We start from the raw sequence: 4739 nt of genomic DNA, 5'->3' as shown, positions 1-4739 counted from the left end.
CTGAGCAGCCGGCCGCAGGCCGCGCCGACCACCGGGGTGCCGGGGGCGGGCTGGGCGTACTGGGGGCCGAGGCAGCTGCCGTCCAGGGCGGAGCCGAGCAGGTAGCTGCCGCCGTCGACGAGCGGTGTTCCGGCGGCCGCCGGGGCCGGGGCGGCGCCGAGGGCCTGGGCGGCGAGGACGGTCAGGAGGGCGAGACCGGTCGGTAAGGCGCGGGGGTGGGGCGGCATGGCGGAGCTACCTCCGGTCGGGTGGGTGAACGCTGGCGGCCGATGACTTTGAACGTTCAAATCGCTTACAGTGGTGTGACGCATCGCATGTGATGGGTGACATTTCACATCTCCGGCTCGATCGCGTCAACGGGCGGTACCGTGACGACTTCCGGAAGGTGACCGGCAGAAGCGGTGAAGGCCCTGCCTGACGGGGGTGGGCAGGGCCTTCACGTCGATGGGGGCGCGGTCCGGGGTTCCGTGACGGTCGGGGCCCCGGACCGGGCTCAGCGGCCGAGGGCGGCGAGCGTCCGGTCCAGGCTCGGCGCGCCGGGGCGGGGCCGGTTGTACGGGAGCCTGGAGAGCAGTGAGCCCATGGCGCAGGTGTTGCTCAGCGCGGAGAAGGCCAGCCCACCGCCGACTGCCGCGGAGATCCAGCGGGCGCCCGGCAGGGCGAGGTCGAGGAGCACGCCGGCCAGGACCAGCGAGCCGGCCACCAGGCGGACCTGGCGGTCCAGTGCCCACACCCGGCGGGCGCCGGTCACCTGGTCCAGCGGCCGGCCGGCGTTCGCCCAGGCGTTGGTGCCGCCGGTGAGGGTGAGGGTCGGGATGCCGGCGTCGGCCAGCCGGTGGCAGGCGTTGTCGGCGCGCGGCCCGGCGGCGCAGACCACGGCGATCTCGCCGTGCCCGGCGGCTTCGCGCAGCGCGGGCAGGGCGCGGTCGAGCTGGTCCAGCGGGACGTTCAGGGCGCCGGGGATGTGGCCCGCGGCGTACTCGCCGGGGGAGCGGACGTCGATGAGGGTGAGCTGTTCGAGGCGGGGCTGGAGCTGCTCGACGGTCAGTGGCGTGGTCATCGGAGTGGGGTCCTCTCGGGAAGGGTGGTACCGGTGGTGGGGGTGGGATCGGGGGCGTCGGCCCGCCGCTGTGATCAGCTCAGCGTGGTGATCAGCATCAGTGCGGCGACGGCGAGCAGGGCGAGGGCGAAGGCCATCTGGAGGGTGCGTCCGCTGAGCTTGTCGGCCAGCCGCTTGCCGTCCCAGGCGCCGAGGATCGCGGCCCCGGTGAAGGGGGCGGCCACGGCCCAGTCGATCGCTCCGGTCGCGCCGAGGCGGGGGAGCAGGGCGGCGAGCGAGTTGGCGGTGATGACCAGCAGGCTGGTGCCGACCGCCTCGGCCATGGTGAAGGCGAGCACCGACACCAGGGCCGGTACGGCGAGGAAGCCGCCGCCGACTCCGAGCAGCCCGGTGACGGCGCCGAGTCCGGCGCCCGCCGCCGTGGAGCGGCCGAGTCCTGCGGCAGAACGTTCCTGCGCCTCCGCCTTGGGCGGCATCAGCATCCGCCAGGCCGCGAGCGCCGCCAGTACGGCGAAGGCGCCGGTCAGCAGTGCGCCCGGCAGATGGACGGACAGTGCCCCGGCGGCCATGGCGGCGGGCAGTCCGGCGGCGGCGAAGAGCGCGCCGGTACGCCAGCGGACCCGGCCCGCCCGGGCGTGGGCGAGCAACCCGGTCAGCGAGGTCGCGGCGACGATCACCAGGCTGGCGGTGGTGGCCGGCGCCGGGCTGAAGCCCAACAGGTAGACCAGCGCGGGGACGGCGAGCATGCTGCCGCCGCCGCCCAGCCCGCCCAGTGCGAGCCCGACCACCGCACCGGCGGCGAGCGCCAGAAGCAGCGTGGTCATATCACGTGGCCGGCGTCGCCGCCGGGCGTGGTCACCGGCAGCCCGGCCAGAGCCCAGGCGTTCATGCCCCCGGCCACGTTCAGCACCTCGACGCCGCGCTGCGCGAGCAGCTCCGCCGCGCGCTGGGAGCGGTTGCCGGAGCGACAGATCGCCAGCACGGTCCGCCCGGCCGCCTCGGGCGGCAGCGGGACGCCGGCGGCCAGCCCGATCAGGGGCTGGTGCAGCGAGCCGGGGGCGTGCCCGGCGGTGAACTCGGCGGCCTCCCGGACGTCGAGCAGGACGGCGGCGCCGGTGCGGGTGAGCTCGTGGGCCTCGGCGGGGGTGGCCTGCCCGGGGGCGCTCTGTCCGTGGGGGTTGGGCCCGTGGGCGTGCGGCAGCAAAGGCATGTGATGTCTCCAGTGGTGCAGGCCGGACCGCAGTGGTCCGGAGTGACGGGGGCGTCGCGGGTTCCGCGGGCGTCCGTACGGGCCCGGTGGCCCGGCGCGGTGGCGTGACCGCGCATCCTCGGCTCCGCCCGTACCCGGCTCGGTGGCGGTGGCCGTCCCCCTCGATGTCCACCATAGTACCCCCGGGGGTATTATCGAAATCGTTCGTCCATACCCCCGCCCGTATTGGCCACCAAAGCCGTATGCCGGTAAATGCGCCGAGGGGGGTGTCGAGGTTGGCGCTGTGGCCGGCGGTCGCCTGACCGGCCGCGCCGACCTCGACTCCTTCGGAACAAATACCCCCGGGGGTACACTTGGGCGTGTAGCCGGCCCGTCAGACCCCGACGAGGAGACAACCCCGTGATCTTCAGCCAGTACTACCTCGACTGCCTCTCCCAGGCCTCCTATCTGATCGCCGACGAGACCACCGGCCAGGCCGTGATCGTCGACCCCCGCCGGGACGTCGACGAGTACCTCGCCGACGCCACGGCACGCGGCCTGACCGTCGTCGGCGTCATCAACACCCACTTCCACGCCGACTTCCTCGCCGGCCACCTCGAACTCGCCGCCCGCACCGGCGCCTGGATCGGCTACGGCCACCGTGCCGAGACCGAGTACCCCATTCGCCACCTCACCGACGGCGAACGCATCTCCCTCGGTGACGTCACCCTCCAGATCATGGAGACCCCCGGACACACCCCCGAGTCGATCAGCATCCTCGTCCACGAGCACGCCACCGACGAAGCCCCCTACGGCGTACTCACCGGCGACGCCCTGTTCATCGGTGACGTCGGCCGCCCCGACCTGCTCGCCTCCGCCGGCGTCACCGCCGAGGATCTCGGCGCCATGCTCTACGACAGCGTCCACCACAAGCTCATGGCCCTGCCCGACCAGGTCCGCGTCTTCCCCGCTCACGGCGCCGGCTCCGCCTGCGGCAAGAACCTCTCCACCGAGAAGCAGTCCACCATCGGCGCGCAGCGCCTGACCAACTACGCCTGCCGGCCCATGGACCAGGACACCTTCGTCCGCATCGTCACCGCCGGCCAGTCCGCCGCCCCCGCCTACTTCGGCTACGACGCCGCTCTCAACCGGCAGGACCACCCGCTGCTCGACCGCACGAACGCCGCCCGCCCCCTGTGCCCCGAAAGCTTCAAGGAGGTCCGTGCCGCAGGCGCCGTCGTCCTCGACGCCCGCAGCCCCCAGGACTTCGGCGCGGGACACATCCGCGGCGCCATCAACGTCCCCGTCGACGGCCGCTTCGTCGAACAGGCCGGCACCGTCCTCACCCCCGACAGCAACATCGCGATCATCGCCCCGCAGGACCGCGAGGACGAGGTCATCACCCGCCTCGCCCGCATCGGCTTCGATCACATCGCCGGCTACCTGCGCAACCCCGGCAACGCCCTGCCCGCCCTCGCCGACGAGATCACCCCCGCCAGCCGCCTCACCGCCGACCAGCTCCGCACCGCCCTCGCCGGCGAGCAGCCCCCCACCGTCCTGGACGTGCGCACCTGCGGCGAACGCGAAACGGGATTCATCGCAGGATCGCTGCACATCGCCCTGGCGGAACTCCCCCGCCGCATGGACGAGATCCCCGCCGACCGCCCCCTGGTCGTCCACTGCGCCAGCGGCCACCGCTCCTCCATCGCCGCCAGCCTGCTGCGCCACCACGGCCACACCGACGTCTCCGACCTCCTCGGTGGCTACAGCGCCTGGCACGCCCTCACCCACCCCGCCCGGGCCTGAACCCGGCCGCCCCGGCCCACACCCCGCCCGGGCCGCGGGCGTTCCCGAAGGCAGCGCCCGCCACGTGACCCCAGGACACCATCCCAGTCCCGGAGTCACGTGCCGTTCTTCCCCAAGGTCGGAAGTCGGATTGTCGGGACTCCGTTGTCGCCCTGACTGCCCGACGGGTCCAAGGAACCGGGGGGGCGCCGCCGGAGGTGGGGCGGCGTCGCCTACACCGGCGTATGGGCCCTCGGCATCTCCGCCGGGCTGTTCCAGGTGGGTGTGGCCTGTGTCCGTGAAGGCGCCTCACCGAACGACGAGGCGTCTGTTCAAACCGGGACAATGGTCTGCCCCGGCCGGCCGCGTGGCCTGGTCCTCGACGCCCCGCCACTGCTCCGGCCCCGGGATCTCCCCAGCACGGTCCGCCGTGGCCCGAGCTCTGATGGTTCGTCAGGGGGAGCGAGGGGTTTCCGGAGCCGATCGGTGCGGATGTCGGCATGGTCAGTGCAGCGTCGCGACCGTGCCGCCCTCCGCGTGCGTCAGGTCGACACCGGGCAGGCCCCCGGCCCAGCGCTCGGCGAGCTCGGTGAGGCGGACCGGGTCGGGTGGTGTGCGGCCGAGGCCGATGGCGTACCGGGCGTGCGCCGGGCCGCTCTCGAACGGGCGTGGCCAGGCGTGCGCGTCCGGCGCGCCCGCGGCGGC

5 protein-coding genes and 1 pseudogene are annotated in these 4739 nt (G+C 73.8%); 1 reads left to right on the top strand and 5 read right to left on the bottom strand.

Annotated elements, in window-relative coordinates; genetic code table 11:
• The 4 genes and pseudogenes from KS423_RS38845 to KS423_RS38830 form a co-directional block, all read right to left on the bottom strand.
• Positions 1-227 (bottom strand): annotated as a pseudogene (locus KS423_RS38845) (hypothetical protein); the annotation flags it as partial.
• Between the two features lie 266 nt (positions 228-493).
• Positions 494-1060, bottom strand: a complete 567-nt coding sequence (locus KS423_RS38840; RefSeq protein ID WP_224284445.1) for a rhodanese-like domain-containing protein — start codon at positions 1058-1060, stop codon at positions 494-496.
• Positions 1061-1134: 74 nt separating this feature from the next.
• Positions 1135-1884 carry a sulfite exporter TauE/SafE family protein gene (locus KS423_RS38835; protein WP_224284444.1) on the bottom strand — a complete coding sequence of 250 codons (750 nt, stop codon included), beginning with the start codon at positions 1882-1884 and terminating at the stop codon, positions 1135-1137.
• Positions 1881-2270 (bottom strand): rhodanese-like domain-containing protein, encoded by a 390-nt coding sequence (locus tag KS423_RS38830; RefSeq protein WP_224284443.1) that lies wholly within the window; start codon positions 2268-2270, stop codon positions 1881-1883. The genes KS423_RS38835 and KS423_RS38830 overlap by 4 nt, the downstream gene beginning before the upstream one ends.
• A 399-nt stretch (positions 2271-2669) precedes the next feature.
• On the opposite strand from KS423_RS38830, the gene KS423_RS38825 reads away from it, so the two are divergent.
• Positions 2670-4055 (top strand): MBL fold metallo-hydrolase, encoded by a 1386-nt coding sequence (locus tag KS423_RS38825; RefSeq protein ID WP_224284442.1) that lies wholly within the window; start codon positions 2670-2672, stop codon positions 4053-4055.
• Positions 4056-4538: 483 nt separating this feature from the next.
• On the opposite strand, the gene KS423_RS38820 is transcribed toward KS423_RS38825, so the two are convergent.
• Positions 4539-4739: hypothetical protein (locus KS423_RS38820; RefSeq protein ID WP_224284441.1), on the bottom strand; the 201-nt coding region annotated here is incomplete at its 5' end.

Source organism: Streptomyces sp. LS1784 (assembly GCF_020103755.1).
In the GTDB taxonomy this organism is placed as follows: Bacteria; Actinomycetota; Actinomycetes; order Streptomycetales; family Streptomycetaceae; genus Kitasatospora.
This window is presented reverse-complemented; position numbering and strand designations above follow the sequence as displayed.

Excerpts from the sequence above, each read along its gene's own strand:
- KS423_RS38840 (WP_224284445.1), bottom strand. The coding sequence starts at position 1,060 with ATGACCACGCCACTGACCGTCGAGCAGCTCCAGCCCCGCCTCGAACAG.
- KS423_RS38835 (WP_224284444.1), bottom strand. The coding sequence starts at position 1,884 with ATGACCACGCTGCTTCTGGCGCTCGCCGCCGGTGCGGTGGTCGGGCTC.
- KS423_RS38830 (WP_224284443.1), bottom strand. The coding sequence starts at position 2,270 with ATGCCTTTGCTGCCGCACGCCCACGGGCCCAACCCCCACGGACAGAGC.